General features: G+C 61.2%; 15 protein-coding genes. 5 read left to right on the top strand and 10 right to left on the bottom strand.

Features of this window, described 5'->3' with window-relative positions:
- Positions 1-190: 190 nt before the first annotated feature.
- From IFU30_RS12380 to IFU30_RS12365, 4 genes are all read right to left on the bottom strand, one after another.
- On the bottom strand, positions 191-1,240 hold the full coding sequence (locus IFU30_RS12380) for a hypothetical protein (RefSeq protein WP_192005354.1): 1,050 nt from the start codon (positions 1,238-1,240) through the stop codon (positions 191-193).
- Positions 1,241-1,272: 32 nt separating this feature from the next.
- Positions 1,273-2,205, bottom strand: coding sequence for a class I SAM-dependent methyltransferase (locus IFU30_RS12375; protein ID WP_192005352.1), 933 nt, complete (start codon positions 2,203-2,205; stop codon positions 1,273-1,275).
- A gap of 139 nt (positions 2,206-2,344) precedes the next feature.
- Positions 2,345-2,914: a uracil-DNA glycosylase family protein gene (locus IFU30_RS21020; protein WP_441005553.1), complete on the bottom strand. Its 570-nt coding sequence runs from the start codon at positions 2,912-2,914 to the stop codon at positions 2,345-2,347.
- Between the two features lie 214 nt (positions 2,915-3,128).
- The gene (locus IFU30_RS12365) at positions 3,129-3,692 is read right to left on the bottom strand and encodes a helix-turn-helix domain-containing protein (RefSeq protein WP_192005350.1); all 564 of its coding nucleotides are present in this window, start codon (positions 3,690-3,692) and stop codon (positions 3,129-3,131) included.
- Between the two features lie 453 nt (positions 3,693-4,145).
- On the opposite strand from IFU30_RS12365, the gene IFU30_RS12360 reads away from it, so the two are divergent.
- From IFU30_RS12360 to IFU30_RS12350, 3 genes are all read left to right on the top strand, one after another.
- Complete coding sequence (locus IFU30_RS12360; protein WP_192005348.1) at positions 4,146-5,153, top strand: DNA-methyltransferase; 1,008 nt, start codon at positions 4,146-4,148, stop codon at positions 5,151-5,153.
- A gap of 647 nt (positions 5,154-5,800) precedes the next feature.
- Complete coding sequence (locus tag IFU30_RS12355) at positions 5,801-6,976, top strand: McrB family protein (protein ID WP_192005347.1); 1,176 nt, start codon at positions 5,801-5,803, stop codon at positions 6,974-6,976.
- 8 nt (positions 6,977-6,984) lie between these two features.
- Positions 6,985-8,733 (top strand): DUF2357 domain-containing protein, encoded by a 1,749-nt coding sequence (locus tag IFU30_RS12350; protein WP_192005345.1) that lies wholly within the window; start codon positions 6,985-6,987, stop codon positions 8,731-8,733.
- On the opposite strand, the gene IFU30_RS12345 is transcribed toward IFU30_RS12350, so the two are convergent.
- From IFU30_RS12345 to IFU30_RS21015, 4 genes are all read right to left on the bottom strand, one after another.
- Positions 8,715-9,695, bottom strand: coding sequence for a PGN_0703 family putative restriction endonuclease (locus IFU30_RS12345; protein ID WP_342450860.1), 981 nt, complete (start codon positions 9,693-9,695; stop codon positions 8,715-8,717). The two genes, IFU30_RS12350 and IFU30_RS12345, sit on opposite strands and share 19 nt — an antisense overlap.
- A 960-nt stretch (positions 9,696-10,655) precedes the next feature.
- On the bottom strand, positions 10,656-11,495 hold the full coding sequence (locus tag IFU30_RS20685) for a restriction endonuclease (RefSeq protein ID WP_192005342.1): 840 nt from the start codon (positions 11,493-11,495) through the stop codon (positions 10,656-10,658).
- Between the two features lie 22 nt (positions 11,496-11,517).
- A complete protein-coding gene (locus IFU30_RS12335; RefSeq protein WP_192005341.1) occupies positions 11,518-12,597 on the bottom strand; it encodes a ParB N-terminal domain-containing protein in 1,080 nt (359 codons plus the stop codon).
- A 382-nt stretch (positions 12,598-12,979) separates the two neighbouring features.
- On the bottom strand, positions 12,980-13,288 hold the full coding sequence (locus tag IFU30_RS21015) for a helix-turn-helix domain-containing protein (protein WP_441005552.1): 309 nt from the start codon (positions 13,286-13,288) through the stop codon (positions 12,980-12,982).
- Positions 13,289-13,455: 167 nt separating this feature from the next.
- Here IFU30_RS21015 and IFU30_RS12325 point away from each other — a divergent pair, with 167 nt between their 5' ends.
- Both IFU30_RS12325 and IFU30_RS12320 read left to right on the top strand, forming a co-directional pair.
- On the top strand, positions 13,456-14,298 hold the full coding sequence (locus IFU30_RS12325) for a LysR family transcriptional regulator (RefSeq protein ID WP_192005339.1): 843 nt from the start codon (positions 13,456-13,458) through the stop codon (positions 14,296-14,298).
- Positions 14,299-14,480: 182 nt separating this feature from the next.
- Entirely contained in the window at positions 14,481-15,134 is a 654-nt protein-coding gene (locus IFU30_RS12320; protein WP_192005338.1) for a ScbR family autoregulator-binding transcription factor, read from the top strand.
- A 216-nt stretch (positions 15,135-15,350) separates the two neighbouring features.
- Here IFU30_RS12320 and IFU30_RS12315 read toward each other — a convergent pair whose 3' ends face one another.
- Both IFU30_RS12315 and IFU30_RS12310 read right to left on the bottom strand, forming a co-directional pair.
- A complete protein-coding gene (locus tag IFU30_RS12315) occupies positions 15,351-16,022 on the bottom strand; it encodes a response regulator (RefSeq protein WP_192005337.1) in 672 nt (223 codons plus the stop codon).
- On the bottom strand, positions 16,022-17,761 hold the full coding sequence (locus IFU30_RS12310; protein WP_192005336.1) for a sensor histidine kinase: 1,740 nt from the start codon (positions 17,759-17,761) through the stop codon (positions 16,022-16,024). Before IFU30_RS12310 ends, IFU30_RS12315 begins: the two co-directional genes overlap by 1 nt.
- Positions 17,762-17,779 lie beyond the last annotated feature (18 nt).

The raw sequence follows: 17,779 nt of genomic DNA, 5'->3' as shown, positions 1-17,779 counted from the left end.
ATCTTATGCCGATGCGACGAGCGATCATCCTACATAGCGTCGGAGGACGTCAGCTAGCGACTGCCACCAACGGCCGGAAGCTTCGGAGGAACAGCGAGTTAGGCGTGTCGCGCAAAGAGAGTCGGCCGTCGGGACAGGGCGCTATTCCTACGGCGTCAGATGGTCGCGCGAACATTGTCCTCCACGCTCATCACGGGGCGAGATGAAGGGTCCCAGATGCCTGAAGAGCAAGGGCGGCCATCGCGGTTGTCTGGGCGATAGTCCACATGATGACTTGGCCTGATCCGTATACCCAGTAGCTGGGCGGGGCGGATACTTCGTTGAGCATGACGAGGAATGGTAGACCCGTGTCAGCTACAGCCGAGCTAGTTTCACTCTTCTGCCTCCATGCTGCCAGCGTGACGTCGGCCGCTCGACGATGCGCCTGGAGCACGATCCTTCGCAGATAGACCTGTGGCACCACAAAGACAACCAAGCCGATTGCGAGCACTAAAGACGTGAATCCAATGGAACCGGCGTCGGCTCGGCCCGCAAAAAGTGCAACGAAGAGAAGGGCACCGAGTGACCAGTCGCGAGCAATTGCGGCGTGAAAGTCGGCAATAGGTCTTAGTTTTGCTCTAATTGCCTCGGGCAGCGGCGGAACCGGAAAATCGACTAACCGACGTAGTGCTCGCATCTCACTCAGGACGAGCCACAAAGCCAGCCCGAGCGCAGTCGAGATGCCAAGGGCGAACACTACAACAAGCAAGAAGCCGCTCCACCTGGACTCAGGTAGGTACAGATTGAGGGAGAACCACATTGGCCGCAGGGACGTGAGTTCGAAGATGCCGAGTTGGAGGGGGAAATTGAAGAAAGCAACATACGCCGCGCAACACAGGGCAAAGAACAAGAGTAGAGAGGCGAGAGCGTGATACCGCTTACGCGAAGCAACGTCAAAATAGTACTGTATTACAGGTCGGATCGCATTGCTCGGCGAAGTAAAAATCAGAATTACATCAGCGTAGAGGCGGTCAATCGCGCGGGCACGTGCCGATATGGAGCCAAAAACCCAGCCGATCCCTAGCGCTCCAAGAATAAAGGCGGGAGATTGCAGGTAGCTCTCAGTGACGTCGCTGACTAACGCGATGATCGAGCCGACTAGGTAGATGATTGCCGCCAGTATGACGCTAGTGGCAAATCGGTTGATGCGAGAGAAGATCTCGGGTCCTTCGGACCACAGCTTGTGACGAAGCGTAGGCATAGATGGGGACACGGCTCACCGGCCTTTTCAAATTAGTTGCGACGGAGGGTTATCATGTCGTAAGTATGCAGACCTGCTCGTACACTTTCAGCCATCAGGTATCCCGCGATTACGTTCTCGAGGAGGCGGAGGCGGAGGATCTTTCCGGCAATGAATGCGATGTTCGAATGGGACATGAAGCGTTCAGCAAGGTGTTCGAATCGTTCGAGGTTTGGTAGTACCTCGTTTGACAGCGGGGTGACGTGGACAACCTCGAATCCCGCGCCTTGGGCCGCATTAATCCAATCGCTCTGAGTTGCTGTCGCGGATACGGCCATGGACCGTTCGGTCAGTTTAAGCGCATCCATTAACTCAGCATCGCCCAGCGGAATGGCGTCCGTGCGCCACGCATCGACCACTACAAATGGAGCACCAGGCGCGAGCACCTTGTGCACGCTCGCGAGCGCCACTGCGTGATTCTGAGCATGGCAGAAGCTTTCTATGGAAAAAGCAGCGCCAACCGACTGAGGTCGGAAGTCGAGCGATTGGAAGTCTCCTACGCTTACCGAGGCATTGTGTGTTGCTTTCAGTCGCTTTCGGGCGCTTCGTTCGTGGCCCGGCGACAGGTCGATGCCGTGAAAGTCAGTCGAAGGAGCGAGGTCTGATATGACCTCGAGGTTGTAGCCTCGCCCGAACCCCAGTTCCAATACCAGAGGCAGCTTTAGGGTGTCCTGTATCGCGTCCCAGACCAGGCGGGGAGCTCGCTTGTACCCCTGAGGGTCGAATTGCCCATTCTCAGATAGAGCCATATGAATCGAGCCCTGTTGTGAGTGAAATAGTGCATAACCTAGAGAACTTTTTCTGTAGTATTTCACTATATCCGCAGCCGAGGAGGGTCTCGTCATGATCCGGGAAAGGTCGAAATACTTGCTAAGTCTCTTGACTCTCGATGCGAGAGTCTGGGGGCCGGGCGTATTGTTTGACATATGAGACTCAATATACAGAGAATTGATCCGCTGTCAATAGCCGAGTGGAACTTTGCGATGTGCCAGGTCGTATCGAGCGCTGTCTTTCGAGGGTCGACGGGCCTGCGCCGCGTTCCGCGAGTCTATGGGTGGCCAGAACCTACGCGAGTGACCAATCGAACGGCATCTCTCCTCGACTGACCAGGTAGTGGTTGGCATCGTAGAACGGCCGGCTCTTCTCGAAAAGCGGGAACTGACGCGCGACCCTGTTACGTGGAGTCGGGTGTCCTGTCGGTTTAACTGCTTCTGGATCGGTTACCCAACGGCGTAACTCAAATGCCCTGCTCCCAAGAAGTATGACCGGCACGGGCCGGTCGAGCTGGCTAATCGCTCGTAGGGACGCGCCTAGCATCGGGCCCCACAGCGCGCACCTTGTGGCGAGACTTGCGGGGCTGAGCGTGAGTGCTGTGTTGAGCAAGAGAGCGCCGCGGCTCGCCCACTTCGTCAGGTCGCCGTGGTTGGGCGCGACGAACGATGGGTCCGAGGCGAGGTTCGTGTATATCGCGTCGAGAGCGTTCGTGACCGGTCCGCGAGAGCCTGTGGAGAAGGCGAGTCCGGTGGCGTTCCGGGAGTTCGGGTACGGGTCTTGTCCCACGATCACCACGCGCACATTGCTCAGCGGAGTTGAATTATAGGCTGCAAAGACGTCGCCTTCGGCTGGAGAGGTCATTCCTCGGACTGCGTAGGCATGAGCAACGAGATCGCTAATCGTCGCAGCGGTAATGCTATGGGAGGTCAGCGCGTCTACCCACTCGTGCGAGAGGAGTGGTTGTTTCATATGTGTTCCTTCGAAAGCTGCTTCGTGCTGTCGGGATCCGGTATGGCCACGACCACGATCTGAGGCTACAGGGCGGCCGACTTAGATGCCGTAGATGTGGATAGCCCTACTCCAGAGGCGCACGTCGCAGGACCTCGAGAGCGTTGGCGAGTGTGGAGTTATCCACGTCGCGTATTAACGCCACGATAGCGGCGATCGCCTGGGCCCGGCTGTCTGAAATTTGATCTGAGTGAAACTGGCCCGCCTCAGCTTTCGAAAGGGCGTGTCGTGTGCGCTGGCGGCTAGGGCGGCGAGCTTCGCGGATTCTGCTCGCGAAATCGACGGTCATTGGTTCGTCTGACAGGGGCGGAAAGAAGATGAGGTCTGGCTTGTTCCCGTCGTGCTGCAACTTGCCGAGTTCGCCGTTGATCCCATAGACGCTCATGAACAAGTTCATTTGCCCCATGGCGGGCGTCCGGCGCCCGAGTTCGATGAGTCTCAGGTACTCCGCTGACATCTGTAGCTGGCCGGCTGCCTCGCTTCGAGAGAGCCCGACCAGTTCGCGGAACTCGCAGAGCATCCGTCCAAAGCTGCGGTTGTCGACCTCATGGTTCGGGCCGATGACCATGTCGACGTAGACAGGCACCCGGGTAGCGGGGTGATCATCGGGTATTCCTTCGCTGGCGTTCACTCGTTCAGGATACCAACAACTACCTAAAGTTGCGCTTGGGCTGGAGCGATCCGGGTGCTAGGCTCCAACTAACACCAACTATTCGAAAGCGAGCGCGTGAACGAGACAGGGTTAGATCAGTCACAAGAGCTGCTTCGTGCTGTTCTGGGTGTGGTGGCCGTTACGCCAGATGACACGACCGTTGCTCGCGTTGCGAAGGGCGCCTTTTGCGTATCATCGGTGATCGCGGTGGCCTCCCTTGCGGCGGTGATCCTAGCTCGCCCAGAGCCCCGGCTTCGGCCGAGTAGGATGGCTTAAGGCCCAGTGAGGGGCACGTAGGTCAGGTCTGAAGGACTCAGAATCAGCCTCTCCCTGGCATTGGACTCGGCGCGCGTCCTGCGCCGGACCAGCAAATGAGAATGCGCAGTTTGCTCTTCGCATCAATCATCTTGAGGATTTAGGACACACAAACGGATGCAGCACCTCGCGAAAATCATCCCGCTCCCTCCGAGCCGGTCGTCAGTGGAGGGTGGTCATCTAAAGCAGACGCCGGCCAATCGTGCGCTCAATCCAACCGCTACCCCTCAGGCATATTTCACTGAGGGCGACCTGCCGCAGCAGGCTTATTACGCCGATGAGCGCTCCTTAATCCTTTTGGGTGACGTTCGAACCGAGCTGCAGCGCCTCATCGATTCGGGCATCCAGGTCGATTCTATCGTCACGTCGCCGCCATATTACGGCCAGCGAGACTACGGCGAGACTGGCCAGATGGGTCTTGAGGAACATCCTCGTCAGTTTATCGATGGTTTGTTGGATGTATTTGGTCTCTGTCGTCAGCTCCTCAAGGAGACTGGGTCACTTTGGGTAAACATAGGCGATACATACTGGAGCGGTAAGGGGGCCCATAAGAGCGGCGAAGTCAAGCAAGGAGCGAGGCGATTCGGCCTGAGACCCCAGGATCGCCCGGGTGACGGACTGTGGGCCAGGCCGAAACAGCTCCTTCTCATTCCGCATCGACTAGCTATCGGCCTGCAGGACGACGGTTGGTTAGTTCGCAACGACAACGTCTGGGTCAAGCCGAATCCAATACCTGACCAGGTGCGGGACCGGTCGTCAATGTCTCACGAGTATGTCTTCCATTTGACCAAGAACCGCTGGTACTACTACGATCGACACCCTGTGGGGCGCCAGATGCCTTCGGGGAGCGTTCTGCCACCGCTCGACACCTGGATTACGAAGCCCGCGCGTGGCCGCTCGTTCCACAAGGCGGCCTTCTCCGAGGATCTCGTTCGAACGCCTATTCTGGCCACAACGCCCCCCGGTGGTGTCGTGTTGGACCCCTTCAATGGGACAGGAACGACGATGGCGTTCGCACGGAGGCACGGTTTCCGTTCCATCGGGATCGACATCAGCGAAGAGTATTGTGCCATCGCGGCAGATAGGCTGAGGTCTCTTAAGGAGCACGACGACGAGGAGGCCTAGTGCCGCTATTTCTGCCCGCCAACGTCATCGAGCGTGCCGTCACTCGGCTACGAAACTCCCGGGCGCAGCCGAAGTTGCTCGACTACCTCATCTTCAGGCGAGCACTCGTCAACGCGGGTGGTCCGACGAGCCAGGTCGTCACGGGTATGGCGTCCCAGCCTTTCCAGCAGGCCATTCGCGAGTGGGCACGTATTCGCTCCGACTCGGAGCCTGCGCCTCACTTTTTCAATCCGTTCGGATCGGCCAGTTCCACGGACAATGGTTTCCGTTCAGACAAGTATCCGTCTAACGGGCCCTCGGACACCGCTTCAGGATGGGCGACGTCGCTGGCGTCGCCCCCGTTCGTCTCAGTACCCGGAAGTTCGCCTCGGACGTTTAGATTTGTCGAGATCTCGGGGAGCGACCTGGAGCGAGCGTTTCTGCGGTCGGAAAGCACGGACAACGACCGGAACAGGAAGCCGCGTCTCGCGGACACTGCCGTCTGGTGGCTGCGCGAGCGTGATTTGACGTCTGTTGGGCTGACTGAGGACGCGGAGCTGTCAGACCTCATTGCTAGTCTTCTATCCGAGGTCGGCTTGTCGGATATTGAAGCATCAGCCCTGTTCGACCCGTCACTGCTGTAAACGCGAACGGATCGGAGCTGCAGGATGACTCTCTCACTTGCGTCAGAAGTAGCCAACGTGGCTGATTATTTGCCCGCGTCGCCCGCGGCAGCCTCCCCGGCCGGTCCTCCGGCTGCTGCCGTTGCACCGGTTGCAGCTGAAGTGGCGGGCGACGACACTCGGTCCGTTCTGGAGTATGTTGAGCGTCGTGGATTCCACTTCGCGCCTTGGCAGGTGGCGTCCTACATCACAGCGATTCGCACGAAGCCGTTCGTCATATTGGCAGGGGTTTCGGGCACAGGCAAGAGTGCCCTCCCTCGACTCGTCGCAGAGGCCACCGGCGCAATCGCCACGACGGTTCCTGTGCGCCCCGATTGGAACGACAGCAGCGAGTTGTTGGGCTATAAGTCGCTGACTGGCGATTTTGAGCCCGGACACCTGCTGAGATTTGCGCGCGAGGCGAAAGCAAATCCGGATATGCAGTATTTTTTTCTTCTCGATGAGATGAATATTGCGCGACCGGAGTACTACTTTGCAGAGGTTCTATCAAGGATCGAGGAAACAGGCGTGTTGCTTGATCCTGCAGGAGCGACTCCTCTGAAACCGGAGGCTGGTGCGGAGTGGGGTTCGATTGCTATGCCTGCTAACCTCGCCGTCGTCGGTTCCGTAAATATGGACGAGACAACGTTCGGATTCTCTCGTAAAGTGCTCGATCGCGCCTTTGTCATAGAATTCTCGGAAGTTGACCTGAGCCTTATCGGTCAGGGCGAGCTCGCGGCACGACCCCGGGCCTGGCACTCGGATGCATGGCGACGTGAAAGCGCAACCTTGTTCCACCATCCACGGAGCACTGAGCCGAGCGTAATTCGCGTGGTAGAGACGCTTAGCGAACTCAATGCGGTGTTGAAACTGGCGCAGTTGCACTTCGGGTATCGCGTTCGCGACGAGGTCGCCATGTTCGTTCTAGCCGCTGAACGGAGCCCTGACCAGTTCGAGTCTGCTGAGGGCGGACAGATTGACCCTTTGGACCTTGCAATCTCGATGAAAGTACTACCCCGCATTCAGGGATCTGGTGTCGTGATTTCGAATCTCCTCCGGCAGCTCGCAGAATGGGCTCAGCCAAGCGATGGTGCTGGCTCGGCGTTCCCCGTTTGCGCTCAGCGGATTGATTTGATGCAACGAAGGCTCGTTGAGACCGGCTTCACGAATTACTGGACATAGTCACCTCAATGGCCCAGCTCGCACGCGTCGAGACTAATGCCCTCGTGGTGGAGATCACGGGCTCCGCAACGCACCCGACCTCGGTTCAGTCAGGCGCCGATCGAACTAGATCAGCACACTTTGGTGCATCCGTAAATGGTTCGAGAATCGACACCAATCTGGAGCCGGTGATTTTCGAGGAGCGCGACTACGAACTTGTTGTCCGAAGTAAGGTGTCGACTTCGCAGCCGTCCGTCGACTTCCGTGATCCGACAGTAGTGGTGCGCCAAACTGCAGTCGTTGCAGCAAATGTGTTGCTGCTGACATTACGGTTTCGAGGTCAGGTAGGTAGAACAGAGTTTGTCTGTCACGCCGGCGGAGATACTCTGACCATCGAGACGGAGGTTTTTCCCTCCAAGATGGACTACGTCGACGATTACGAGGAGCTTATTGCCGACGTCGCCTCGATTCACCGTGCTCTAACCCTGGAATACCTACGGGGGACATACCGTCAGGCCAAAGCTGAGCGTGAGTTTACTGGTTCGGGAATTGAATGGCTATCTATTCTGCGCAGTAGCCTAGATGAGCTAGGTGCCGCCATTCAGTACATTAGTTCATCACCGGGACGCGAGCTGGTCCGGGAAGAAGCTCTGACGCCCATCCATCGTTCGCGAGGTTCGAGCGCCGGTGCCATCCGTGCAGTAGTGCGAGGCCTCGGGTCAGGCGACTTTCTGAGTGCACCTGGGATCGGAATGGTGCGATCGGAGATCCGAGTGTCGCGGTCCTTCGAGACGCTTGACACATTGGAACACCGCTGGATTCGGTCACGTCTGAAGTTCGTGCATAGGCGCCTGACTGAGCTGGAGCTGGAACAGCGCGGACGAGTGCTCCGTGCGACAGTGCGCTCCGGTAAACCGGCCCCGCGTCTCGAAGCGGAGCTGGCGGAGATTGAGGAGATGCAGGAGGTAGTAGGCAAATTTGTGCTTTCGCCGGTACTTTCTGCCGTGACTGCCGATGCGCCGGCGTCAGTTACTTCCCTCCGCCTCCAGACTGGGATTGGCTACAGTCAAGCGCATAGCCTGCTGAATATGTTGAGCGCGGCCTTGACGGCCGGCGATGGGAGAAGCCAGTATTCCTCTTCTGACCTCCACGAACTGTACGAGACGTGGTGCTTCCTTAAAGTTGCCAGACTCGTAGGAGAGATGTTAGGAGCGGACGTCGATATTTCAGACATGCTTCCGGTTGATGCGTCGACCCTGAGGTATTCGCTTCGCAAAGGTCTTTCTCGCTCGGTCAAGGTTGCCGGGGAACACGTTCAGGCGGCGCTGTCGAGTAATCCAGCCTTTGAGGTACCCACCGGAATACAACGACCCGACATCGTTCTGCGGGTGGCCACCGCAGACGGACTTGATGTAATGATCGTGTTCGACGCAAAGTATCGGATAGATGCCTCGGCGGCATATATTCAGCAATTCGGTGCCGCGGGCGCCCCGATCGATGCTGTGAATCAACTCCATCGATACCGCGACGCTATTCAGGTGCTCGACAACAGCGATCATCCCATCCGTCCGGTTATTGCTGGTGTGGCGCTATATCCGTGGCCTGTCTCTGTGCCCGGATACCGACTGCTCGACGCCGCTGTCGAAGTAGGAATTGGGGCGTTGCCCCTTTTGCCCGGGAATGATACGGACCTCCGTGTGTGGCTATCAGGACTTCTTACCTCTTTGGGGGTACACGTTGTCGGAGATCGCGGCTGCGATCAAAAATTCTTGGCGTAGCTCATGCTCGAGTGCTCCAGCCAAAGGTCTTCGCTTTCGGCATGCTCGATGTAGCGCAACTGGAGCTCGCCCATCGCTGCGCGCTCTAGCGAGTTTGACGAGACGTCAATTGCTGCATTGAGGAACTTTGCGAGGTCAACATGGACGGCAGATGCTGGCGCGGAGAGATGGTCTCTATAGCTCTTGAGGATGTCGACAGCTACAAGATCGAGAGGGTGACTCACCAGCAGAAGAGTGACGGGCATCCACGCTGAATGCTCAACCTGGAGAGCTTTTGTGCCTAGCGCGTGGCAACGCAGAAGCTGGCTGACCGTATAGTCCGTCAAAGCGCTCGTGGGCGTCCGCCAAGTATCTGAGTCATTCGCCATCTGACGGTAAAGGGGGTTCTCGGCGATAGGCAGCTTCCGGGAGCTGAAGCGGTCGGTGTACTTGAGTTCTAGAACTACCCCTTCGATCCCGCCAGCGGTCCGGACCGTGATGAGAGCATCCAAACGCGTCATATCTCCGAGGTAGCGGCTTCGAGCGCGCGGCGCGTACTCAATTTCAAGGTTGAGGAGCTCCACGAAGTCCGGACGAGCGAGCACCGTACCCAGTGCGCGCAGCAACCATTGTCTGTTTGCCCCCAGCGGGCCGAGCAGATTGACGAGTAGCGTCTGGCTTGACGTCATGTGCGTCGTCATTCGAAAGGGATCGACTCCCCATCCCTGCGTCCGTCGCACCTTGAACATGTTCTGGGACTCTCTGGATGTGAAGTTCATTCCAGCCGCGGCAGCCGGTTGGGGGAGAATGCTGCCGAGTGGTCGTCCCCAGGCGGTGCACCCCCATGTTGATACCCCCAGGTGTGCGGCACGGTACCAGGACTGGTGGAACCGGGCCCGCCTGGCATGCTTCGACTCAGAGAGCCGCGGTTGGTCGCCGATCGTCTCGAGCGAGACCGGCGCTGAAGAGTTTTGCTGGCGCACCCTCTCACGCTACATGTCTCTGCCGCTACGCGGCGCTATGCGATTTCGTGACCGATCGGTTCTGGCAGGGTTGGCTATTGTGGTAGCGTCGCCGAGCCGAACTGGTGAGGTTTCAGGAGGAAACTGGTGGACAGCGAACTGTTTGATCTGGGAGACGAGCGCCCGACGGAACCACACACGGAGGCGGTGTCTCGCCCCATGACTCAAGTCCAGCGTCAAACGATCCGCGAGCTCTTCTCTCAGATCGGCATAACCGAAGCTCGTTCGCAATTCGAACTTGTAGCGGAACTAACGGGTGTTCGCCTCACAAGAGTTGCTGAGTTGCAAGACGGTGCGGCTGACACATTAATTCAGATGCTTCGTCGACGGGTTGCCCGGCCAACCCGCGCGCTTACCGGTGATTCCTGGGCAGACCGCGAAGAAGATACCTGGATTGATAGGTTGTAAAGTTCTGGCGGCCCAACTTGCAGTGTTGATTGGCCCTGCTGCCAAGAATGGCTGCCGCGCAGGAAGCCATCTCGTGGCTAGAACAGACGGCGCTGGGAGACAGCGCCGACGCGACTTCCTCACCCCTTCGGATCCGAGGCTGAAGCGGACCAGGATGAAGCCTCCGAGTAAGACCGCTGGTTGAACATGTACCGTCTGCTGAATGGGCCGGGGCGACGCGGTTGATGCTACCGACTTTGCTGGAGCAGGCGAACCAGCCATTCCTATCCGGCGTCAAACAGATTTTTTCAGAGACGGGCCCGCGGCACGTGAATGGTTCCGGAAAGCTTTGTCCGGTCGTGTCGCCTGCATTGCGGGCCTTGGTCTGGGACGCGGGATCGCCCTTCGCCTCCCGCATCGCCTCCACCGGCGCTGCGTCAGGAGAGCGCGCATCCACGGCAGTATGTCGCCTGTAGTTGCATAGAGGAATCAAGCGTGCGCGCGACGATCGCTATCCCAGCTGGAGGGTCCGTTTCAGGATGGAATAGCCAGATCTTCCCGGAATGAAACTGCATCGAAGGTGAAGGTAGCCTGATTTATCCCGACGCCCGCGTCAGCTAGAAATGTGGATAGCTGGATACCGCTCATTGCGATTATTCCAGTCTTATTTAATAAGCGGTGGGCGCCGCTTGAGAAATTGCCCGTCGTGAATAGGAGCATAACTGTAGCGTCGAAGGGGCGCAGATTCATTCCCTGCCAAATGTGTATCGCCCCGCCCGTCCGAGCGAGCTCTACGGATCCGACGAGCTCCCGGATGTGTGCTGTCTGTATCGGGCGAGTTGGATAGTGCTTGGCTTGCCCGACAAGCCACAGGCCTACCCGGTGGTCAATGCCGCCATAAGGGGACAAATTGTCGAGTCTGCCCACCAACTCAAGTCGACCGTAGAAGTCGATTCCCCCGTCGTCACGTCGAGGTGAGGTTTGGGGATTCAGTGATCCCATCAGTCTCAGAATCGCTGTGCACGCATGCTCGAATTGAACGTCATCAAGGTTGATCAGTGCTTCGTGTATAGCGCCGATGTGAAGGCGGTTGGCGCGAATCTGCCGCTCCTCGGTGGATAGCGAGACATCCTCCGTGGAGGAGCCGCGTACGTATTCGTCCTCGCTGCCGTATACCTCGAGTGTCCAAGCTTGACCAGCATTCGATGCGGCCGTCTGGGCGTCAATGATGAAGACCCTCACCGGTTCGATGAGTGCTTCCGCGATCTCTTGAGCAGCGTCCAAATCGTCGGCGTGCCCAGCGCGCCATAGTTCGGTGGCGATTCGATCATGCAACAACTGCGGTTCGTCGGTCGGAGACGCCGATTCCGCCACGAGAGCGAATACTCGTCGAGGGCTAAGCTTCGTCATTAGCGCTGTCGTCCTGCGACACTGCGTGGGCTTTGACTATCCAGGCAGCCTTCCGCCGAAGCGCGGCAAGCACTGTCAGAGACTCAGCATCGAGGGACTCGATTGTATCTGATCCCATTTCATTTAGCGACGCCAGCGCGGACTTCGCGTTGGGAAGCCACCTTGCTGAGCGAGCTTCCGTTCGAACAATCGCCAGTGCGTCGCTGAAGCTCTGGTCGTCATCCTTGAGTGCGACTAGGGCGTCGTCGTTCTCGAGGATAAGCTTGAGTTCGCGGATCTCGCTGTAGCTTCGCAGCTTCGGTCCGTCTTCGCCCCTGGTGAGCCATCCGTAGAATAGCTCGCGGTTGTCTTCGTTGTTGAAAGTTCGCTCAGTCTGTGACCAGCCGAGCCATTCTCGAACTAAAGGCTGCCCTACGGTCTCGTGGAATATCGGATACATTTCAGGGGTGACGAACTCGCCGTATTCCTCGTCCTCCATCATCTGCGTGAGTGCGGAGAATGCGCGATTTCGTCGATTGACTTCATTGACTGTAAGACCTAGCCGGGATGCCACTTCGCGCGCCGTTAGATCAGGCTTGCTGATGAGACGGTAGACAAGTAGGGCACTCTGATACCCGCCCCACTCCTTAGGGCCGCCGACGTGACGAATACCCATAATGGCTAGGAGGTCGTCCTCCGAGGCGTCTGTGGCCAAGAGAACGGGAACCCCGGCGAAAACGGCGGAGACATGCGCACCGAGATCCACTCCGCCTGCGTGGTCGCGTTCCAGGAGTTTTAGTGCTGCAGTTCGTCTATTTCCCTCGACGACTACATAGTTATTTGCATCGCCGTCAAGCGCTCGTACGACAATTCTTTCGACCGGAACGAACCCATTCTCTGATATCGACAACTTGAGTTCGGATACACCATCGGCTTTTACCTTCTCCAACGCGGCGGCCTGAACCTTGTCTTCGGCGATGCGGGCTTCGGCAACGAGCGCTACCGATCCGGGTTCGGTGAACCGAAAATTGTTTGGGTCTAGGAGAATGTTTTTCAGAGGAACAGTAGTCGTGTCGAAGGTCACCATGGAAACTATCGTAGTAGCGCGTCGGCCGTATGCCGAGGTCTGCACACTTGTACTCGTGATTGGCTGCTCAAGCGTACGAACCCTGGCGCGACGAGGGGATGATCGCTTCAACGCTAACGAGGGTGAGATGGGGCCGATGCGCGGCTGCTTTGTCTGCCCGATGTGAGGCCCGCCGCCCGTGACGGTGCAAGTTTCTAGCGCTGCCTGTGGCGGCCAGCGATTCGGACGAGTAGGTCTCATGAGAGGTCCAGGGTCTACGTTTTGATCATCTCTGCCTGCGGAGCTACTGATTTCGTGTTTCGGATTCCCCCCACCAGCGCTTCCTGGCCGACGCCCTCGAACCATAGGAAGTAGGCCAGTTCGTTTTTTCGCCGTCTGCCGGCTATCCCAGCACCGCCTTCACTGTCTTCGGGTCCCGCCCCATCTTCCTGCCGATGGCGTTCAGCGAGAGACCCTCGGCATGGAGTTCATGAGCTCGATGAACCTCCGCTGTACTGAGCGGTTGCCGGCCAAGCTGCAGCCCGTGGTCTCGGAGGTGCTTGGCGATCGTGTTCCGGTGCACTCCGTGTCGTTGTTGCAGCTCGTAGACCGAGTCACCCGCTCGGTATTCAGCGACCAGCCTTTCGACGAGGCTGGGGGAGACGGACTTCAGCTGACGGAAGCTTGATTGGCCCTCGCGAACGGGCGCCATCAGCAACCGTTCGAAGTCCGGAGATCGACTGAAGTTGAACAGGGGTTGTGCCTCTATACTTGGGTTCGCGAGGTGGTCGCTTTGGAGCACAGTCGGAGGTACGGTCGTCCAGGCGAGCACGGCTTCGCCTGTCGGGTAGGGCTGCGAGCACGCCGTAGGCTCGAACCATGACGCACGACCTCCACCGCCAACTCGAACGCGACGCCATCACCCTTCGTCAGCTGCGGTCGGCCGTGGTCGTCGCGGATGCTCGGACGCTCGGTGCCGCGGCGAACCTGCTCGGGGTCGCACAGCCGAGCCTGGCGCAGCAGCTGCGGCGGCTCGAGGCTGCGCTCGGGGTCGAGCTGTTCAGCGTCCTGGGGGAGGAGTACCGCCCGACGCGTGAGGGGCAGCGCTTCCTGCTGAAGGTCCGCACCTTCATCGACGTCGTCGCCGACATGGATCCCGCGTCACCGGCTCGGCACATCCGGGTCGGCCGTCCGCCGACGACGTGGGACGCGGTCGTCTCCGAGGCCGGTCGCCGCATCGACGTCCCGGCGGTCGCCGTCGCGATCGAACCGGTCGAGCAGCTGCACCTCGTCACCACCGGTCGTCTCGACGCCACCATCGTGCGTCTACCGATGGAGCTGCCGGACGAGCTCGCCGCCGAGGAGATCGCTGCGCTGCCGCTCGGCGTCGTCATGCGCGCGGCGCACCCGCTGTCGGCGAAGGACGTCATCGAGTGGTCCGATCTCGCCGACCAGGAGCTGCTCCGTCCCGAGCCCGGCAAGGACCCGGCGTACTCGGCCTGGTTGGCCGGCGCGCTCGCGGCGCGCGGCTGGTACCCGCGCTCGCTGACGATCGACGCGGGGAACGACACCCTGTTCCTCGACGCCCTGCGCTTCGGTGAGCGACTCGTCGCCCTCCGTCCGGTAGCTTCGATGCGGGAGGACGACGGCCTGTGCTGGCGACCGTTCGCCGACGCACCTGAGCTCCGCGAACGGTTCGCCCTGGTCACCCGACGCGAGTGAGTCCGCTCGGTCGCGGTCGGTGATGACACCCTCGATGCGCCCTTTTGCGACCCGACCGGGATCTTCTCACGATCAAGTCGGTCGACTTGTTCCGAATTTCTGCCGCGTTCGACACCGTCTTCTCAGCTCGGAGTGGGTACGCTTATCCCTGAATCGGGGGATGACAGAAGCAGGAAACGCACATGCCCGAACGACGACCACAGCAGCAACGAGGTCATGAACGACGCCAGACCGTCGTCGAAGGTGCCGCCCGCATGTTCGACCGGGTCGGCTACGGACAGGCGAGCCTGTCGGACATCGCCCGCGAGGCGGGGACGACGCAGGGCTCGCTCTACTTCTACTTCCCCTCGAAAGAGGAACTGGCGATCGCCGTCATCAACGAGCAGAGCACGCGCTCGATCGCTGCGCTGACCGCGCCGACCACCGCGCCCTCGCCGTTCGGTGGGCTGGTCCAGGCCTCCCGCCTCATCACCGAGCAGCTGCTCACCGACCCCATCACCCGCGCCGGCTTGCGGCTGTCCCTCGAGCAGGGCGTCATCCAGGCTCCGACGACCGCGTTCCACGAGCAGTGGATCGCGAGCGTCGAGGAGCGGGTGCAGGCCTCGATCGAGCTCGGTGAGCTGCAGTCTCCGCTCGAGCCGGCGGAACTGGCGAGGTCCTTCGTCGCGTTCTTCACCGGGACGCAGCTCATCTCGAACCTGCTGGCCGGCCGGACCGACCTCCTCAACGCGGTCGACACCATGTGGCGGATCCTCATCGCGGCGGTCATCGTCGCGGATCGCCAGGCCGAGGTGCTTGCCGTCCTCGACGCAGCCTTCGAGGCGCAGGACGCCTGAGCGGTCGGGTGCACGTTAGGGGCTAGCCCTGACGCATGCGCCGTGAGGTCACCCTAAACTGAATCGGGTGATTAACTCACTTTGCTGATCGTCGTGCGACGACGGATGGATCACGGTGTGCGGGGGCATTCCGCGTTCCATCGGCGAAGAGTTGGTTCACGTGCCGGGCTGGGCGATGTCGTGGGGGGATCGCCCAGCCGACGGCGTGTGGACGCCTCAGCGGCCGACGCCTGGCGGCGCGTATCGGTGCTCTGGACGCCCGGTGGTCCCGTACCGCAGCTGCGTCGTCAGGAGACCTCGAGCGGCCAGCGCGGAGAGGTACCGTTGCGCCGTCGCGCGTGAGACGCCGACCAGCTCGGCCACTTCGGCGGCCGAGCGCTCTCCGTCCGCCTCCGACACCGCTTCGAGGACTGCCGTCTCCGTCGCGGATCTCGACCGGGTCGTCGCCCCAGCGTCGCCGGAGTGCAGAATGCGCAGGGCGCGCTCGATCCTCTCCTGGTCGGCGTTCACCGCCTCGTCGAGGACGTTGCGGAAGCGGGCGTAGGCGGCGAGCCGGTCCTGGAGCACCTGGGGCGCGAACGGCTTCACCAGATACCCGAGGGCTCCCGCACGAAGCGCTCGGCGCACGGACGCACCGTCCGACGCTGCGGAGACGACGATGGTGTCGATCGGGAGGTCCACGAGGAGCTCGAGCCCGTTCCGATCGGGAAGGTAGCCGTCGAGGAGCACGAGGTCGGGCGGCTCGGCGGCGATGCTCCGTGCGGCCTCGGCAGCAGACCCGACAGGACTGAGCGCATGGAACCCGTCGACCTCGTCGACGATCCGGCAGTGTAGGCGGGCGACGTGGAAGTCGTCGTCGACGACCAGCACGGTGAGATCGGCCGCCATCATCCGTCTCCCGCCATGGACGGCGCCGGTACGACCGTCCCGGGGAGCCGCGCGCAGAAGACCGCTCCGTGTTCGCCACGGACGCCGGGAGACGCCAACCAGACGTCCCCTCCTCGACGACGGGCGATGTCTCGTGAGAGGGGCAGACCGAACCCGTGGCCGTGGACGTCGTCCAGATCGCCGTGGTCGCTGGTCGGGGAGGCGGGTGGAGCGTCGTCCTGGCCGGTCGCCACGACGCCGTCGCCCGAGTCCATCACGGAGCAGTGCAGCTCGGTGCCGTGGTCGAGAACCTCGACCTCCACCCAGGCCGGTCGGACCCGGCCCGCGACGGCCGCGTTCACCGCATTGTCGAGCAGGTTGCCGAGGACGGTGGTCACGTCCTCAGGATCGCACAGGGAGCCGGTGACGAGGGTCTCGGAGCCGATGGTCACGAGCACCCCGCGTTCCGCAGCTTCGACGCCCTTCGCGCCGAGGAAGGCCTGGAGGTAGGGCTCGGTGAGTCGGTCCGCGTGTTGCACCGGGTACTTCAGCGGTCCATGGTCGAGCACGTTGGCGAGATAGTCGCGGGCCTCGGCGTCCTGCCCGGTTTCGAGGAGTCCGGAGATCGCGTGCAACCGGTTCGCGAACTCGTGCCGCTGCGCGCGGAGGGCGGTCGTCATCGTCGCGACCGCGTCGAGCCGCCGGGTGAGCGCCTCGACGTCGGTACGGTCGCGGACGACGACCACCCGCCCGAGGTCGACGCCGTCCTGGGACACGGGCCGGACGTCGACGAACAGGACGCGGGACCCGACGACGAGCTGGGCCGAGGTCGGGGTTGCGGCGTCGTCCACGACGAGGTCCACCAGTGGATCGGGCAGGTCGAGGTCGTCGAACCGGCGCCCGACGACCGACCCGATGTCGAGGAGCCTGGCCGCCTGATCGGTGCACACCGTCACGACGCCGTCCGGCGAGACACCGAGGACGCCTTCGCCGACCCCGCCGAGGACGGCAGCCTGGTTCTGCACGAGCGCGGCGAGTTCCTCCGGTCCGAGGCCGAGGGTCAGCCGCCGCAGCCGGCGCCGGATGAGCATCGAAGCGACCAGGCCGATCGTCAGCGCGAGGAGCGCTGCGCCCGCGACCAGCATGGTCTCGCCCACGACGTCGGCGAACACGCGCTGCGGGGCGAACCCGACGCTGATCTCGCCGACGACCTCGCCGGCGCCGGACGAGACCACGGCCCCACCGGTGTCGGAGGACTCGGCGGCGAAGACGGGCACCTTGGCGCGCGCGGACGGGCCGAGGGTGCCGGTCTCCCACGAGACCGACTCCGTACCGGCCAAGGCCGCTTCCGCGCTGGTGCTCACCCGGAGCCCGAGCTGGTCGGGGTCGGGGTGCGCCAGACGGATCCCGCGCTCGTCGGTGATGACCACGAAGAGCGCCCCGGTCCGTGCGCCGACCTCACGGCCGAGCTCCTGCAGGGGGCCGGCCCGGAGGTCGGCCGCCGTCGGCGTCCCCGGGGTACGTGCCTCGAGCGTCACGGCGGTGCGGACGTCGGGATCGCTCGCGACACTCTGGGCGATCGCGAGGGCGGTGGACTGGGCCTCGTGCACGAGGCGCTCGCTGCTCATCCAGGCGAACACGCCCGTGCACACGGCGACGACCGCGATGACGACGACCAGCTGCAGCACGAGCACCTGCGCCGCGAAGCTGGAGCGCCCGCCCCGTCGTCGACCTGGCCGCTCCGCTTCGTCGCCGATCATGGCTCCGATCGTACGTCG

Origin of the sequence: Plantibacter sp. CFBP 8798 (assembly GCF_014841195.1) — a bacterium.
GTDB classification, from domain to species: domain Bacteria; phylum Actinomycetota; class Actinomycetes; order Actinomycetales; family Microbacteriaceae; genus Plantibacter; species Plantibacter auratus.
The sequence above is the reverse complement of the archived record's forward strand: the minus strand, read 5'-3'. Positions and strand labels throughout refer to the sequence as shown.